General features: G+C 50.3%; 1 rRNA gene. It reads left to right on the plus strand.

Annotated elements, in window-relative coordinates:
• Positions 1-124 precede the first annotated feature (124 nt).
• Positions 125-3,121: ribosomal RNA gene (locus tag QA601_18630) — 23S ribosomal RNA — on the plus strand.
• Positions 3,122-3,123: the final 2 nt, after the last annotated feature.

Here is a 3,123-nt window from a genome sequence, read left to right on the forward strand (position 1 = left end):
GACAATAAGATGTGTTAGATGGCGTAGAGTTATCTTTCCATTTTGTTTATAGAAGTTCTTTGACATAACTGTTGATGAAGCACATATAGAAATTAGAAGTTTCGTCGAGAAGAAAATAAAGATGTATCAAGATAGTAAGGGTACATGGCGGATGCCTTGGCATTGGATGCCGATGAAGGACGTGGCAAGCTGCGATAAGCTTCGGGGAGTGGCAAACACACTATGATCCGGAGATTTCCGAATGGGATAACCCATCCCACTTTGTGGGATATCCCTGATTGAATACATAGGTCAGGGAAGGTAACGAGGTGAACTGAACCATCTAAGTAACCTCAGGAAAAGAAAGTAACAACGATTACCTAAGTAGTGGTGAGCGAACGGGTAAGAGCCTAAACTGTTTTACTGTAAGCCGGTGCGCGTTGGTAAGACAGGGTTGTGGGTTTTTACAGGGCTGCAGTACCGTGCGGCCGGGAAGTTATCAAACATGTTTTTAGCCGAACAAGTCTGGAAAGTCGGGCCATAGTGGGTGATAGCCCCGTAGGCGAAAAAGACATGTCTTCCTGTGTAAGACACCCGAGTACCATGGAGCACGTGGAATTCCATGGGAAGCAGGGAGGACCATCTCCCAAGGCTAAATACAAGCCAATGACCGATAGTGAACCAGTACCGTGAGGGAAAGGTGAAAAGTACCCCGAGAGGGGAGTGAAATAGTACCTGAAACCATGTACCTACAACCAGTCGAAGTCAGAGCTTGCTCTGATGACGGCGTACCTTTTGTTTAATGGTCCAGCGAGTTACGCGTATGCAGCAAGGTTAAGTGTCTCAGGCACGAAGCCGGAGCGAAAGCGAGTCTGAACAGGGCGTTTTTAGTTGCATGCGGTAGACGCGAAACCGAGTGATCTAGCCATGACCAGGATGAAGCGCGGGTAAGACCGCGTGGAGGTCCGAACCAACTTCTGTTGAAAAAGGAGTGGATGAGTTGTGGCTAGGGGTGAAAGGCTAATCAAACTCGGTGATAGCTCGTTCTCCTCGAAATATATTTAGGTATAGCCTCGCGATCGACAGTAACGGAGGTAGAGCACTGAATGGACTAGGGGGCCCACCAGCCTACCAAACCCAATCAAACTCCGAATGCCGTTACTTACTGCGCGGGAGTCAGGGAACGTGGGATAAGCTTCGTTTCCGAGAGGGAAACAACCCAGACCACCAGCTAAGGTCCCCAAATACATGTTAAGTGACTAAGGATGTACGTTTGCCTTAACAGCTAGGATGTTGGCTTAGAAGCAGCCACCATTTAAAGAAAGCGTAATAGCTCACTAGTTCAGCGAATGCGCGCCGAAAATTTCCGGGACTAAAACATGTTACCGAAGCTGTGGATTTGATCACACCTTGGTGTGATCAGATGGTAGAGGAGCGTTCTGTAAGCCATTGAAGGTGTCCTGATAAGGGATGCTGGAGGTATCAGAAATGAGAATGCTGGAATGAGTAGCGATAATTCCGATGAGAATTCGGAACACCGTAAGTCTAAGGTTTCCTGGGCAAGGCTCGTCCTCCCAGGGTAAGTCGGGTCCTAAGCCGAGGCCGAACAGGCGTAGGCGATGGAAAACAGGTATAAAATTCCTGTACCTTTTATTAGTGCGATGGGGTGACGCAGGAAGCTAAGCCATCCTCCCGTTGGTTGTGGAGGTCCAAGCGCATAGGCGGGGTATCCAGGCAAATCCGGATATCCATTCAACGCTGAAGCGTTATGGGGAACTGCGCCTTTTGGGCAAAGGAACTGGTGTATGCTCAGCTGCCAAGAAAAGCCTCTAAGCGTTACTCTAATAGAAGCCCGTACCGCAATCCGACACAGGTAGACGAGGAGAGTATCCTAAGGTGTGCGAGAGAACCGTGGTAAAGGAACTCGGCAAATTAGCCCCGTAACTTCGGGAGAAGGGGTGCCTGCAGTATTGCAGGCCGCAGTGAAGAGGCCCAAGCGACTGTTTATCAAAAACACAGCACTCTGCTAAATCGTAAGATGATGTATAGGGTGTGACACGTGCCCGGTGCCGGAAGGTTAACAGGAGAGGTTATCCCGACTTCGGTTGGGAGAAGCTTTGAATCGAAGCCCCGGTAAACGGCGGCCGTAACTATAACGGTCCTAAGGTAGCGAAATTCCTTGTCGGGTAAGTTCCGACCTGCACGAATCGTGTAACGACTTGGGCGCTGTCTCTACCACGGACTCGGCGAAATTGGAATACTGGTGAAGATACCAGTTACCCGCAGTTAGACGGAAAGACCCCATGAACCTTTACTGCAACTTGGTATTGGGTTCCGACTGCGCATGTGCAGGATAGGTGGGAGACTGTGAAGTGGGGACGCCAGTTCTCATGGAGTCATCCTTGACATACCACCCTTGTTCAGTTGAAATTCTAACCTCGATCCGTGAATCCGGATCAGGGACATTGCCAGGGGGCCAGTTTGACTGGGGCGGTCGCCTCCTAAACGGTAACGGAGGCACCCAAAGGTTCCCTCAGCATGGTCGGTAATCATGCGTCGAGTGTAAAGGCATAAGGGAGCTTAACTGTGAGACAAACAAGTCGAACAGATGCGAAAGCAGGGCTTAGTGATCCGGCGGTTGGAAATGGAACTGCCGTCGCTCAATGGATAAAAGGTACTCTGGGGATAACAGGCTTATCTCCCCCGAGCGTTCATAGCGACGGGGAGGTTTGGCACCTCGATGTCGGCTCGTCGCATCCTGGGGCTGAAGAAGGTCCCAAGGGTTTGGCTGTTCGCCAATTAAAGCGGCACGCGAGCTGGGTTCAGAACGTCGTGAGACAGTTCGGTCCCTATCTACTGTGGGCGTACGATATTTGAGTGGAGCTTTTCTTAGTACGAGAGGACCGGAAAGGACGTACCGCTAGTGTACCAGTTGTTCCGCCAGGGGCATCGCTGGGTAGCTATGTACGGAACGGATAACCGCTGAAAGCATCTAAGCGGGAAGCCAGCCACAAGATAAGATATCGCGTGGGGTTTAACCCCCCTCAAGGATCCTTGAAGACTACAAGGTCGATAGGTCACAGATGTAAGCGTGGTAACACGTTCAGTCGAGTGATACTAATAATCCGTGCGGCTTGATACTTT

The organism is Chitinispirillales bacterium ANBcel5, from assembly GCA_029688955.1.
In the GTDB taxonomy this organism is placed as follows: domain Bacteria; phylum Fibrobacterota; class Chitinivibrionia; order Chitinivibrionales; family Chitinispirillaceae; genus Cellulosispirillum; species Cellulosispirillum alkaliphilum.